Source organism: Roseateles sp. P5_E1 (genome assembly GCF_054049335.1).
Genome location: NZ_JBFUMN010000269.1, coordinates 1 through 630 on the forward strand (window position 1 = coordinate 1; position 630 = coordinate 630).

General features: G+C 67.1%; 1 protein-coding gene. It reads right to left on the bottom strand.

Translation table 11 applies throughout. From position 1 onward, the window contains the following. Positions 1-630: non-homologous end-joining DNA ligase (gene ligD, locus ACXJKJ_RS30970; RefSeq protein WP_457395387.1), on the bottom strand; the 630-nt coding region annotated here is incomplete at both ends.

Consider the following 630-nt stretch of genomic DNA (forward strand, 5'->3'; position numbering starts at 1 on the left):
GCCCTGGGCTGCAGCGGCACCACCACATGCACGCCCTTGCCRCCSGACAGCCGCACRAAGCTCTGCAGCCCGGTCTCCAGCAACCGGTCGCGCACATCGCGCGCGGCGGTCTTGACCTGCGCCCAGGTGACGCCCTCGCCGGGATCCAGATCAAACACCAGCCGGTCCGGGCGCTCGGGATCGGCCACCGTGGCACCCCACGGGTGCAGCTCTAGCGTGTTCATCTGCACCAGCTGCAGCAGGCCCATCAGGTCCTCGATGTAGAGGTAGTCTTCGCGCCCGCTCTTCTGTTCCAGCGGAATGGCCCCTACGGCCTCGCCCAGGCCCGTGCCATGGTGCTTCTGGAAGAAGCACGGCTTGTCCACGCCATCCGGACAACGCAGCAGCGACAGCGGCCGCCGGGCAACTTCGGGCAGCACCCAGCGCGCCATCTGCCGGTAGTAGTCGGCCACCTCGCCCTTGGTGATCTTCGCCTTGGCGAACACCACGCGTTCGGGGTGACTGATGTTCACGTCGCCAGCGTTTTCGGCGACAGCGCGCGTTTTGGCCGCAGCGCCTGCCTTCGTCGTGATCTTGCCGGCGGTGGTCTTTTTTTCCTTGGCTGGCACCTTCGCCGCACCGCCCAGATCC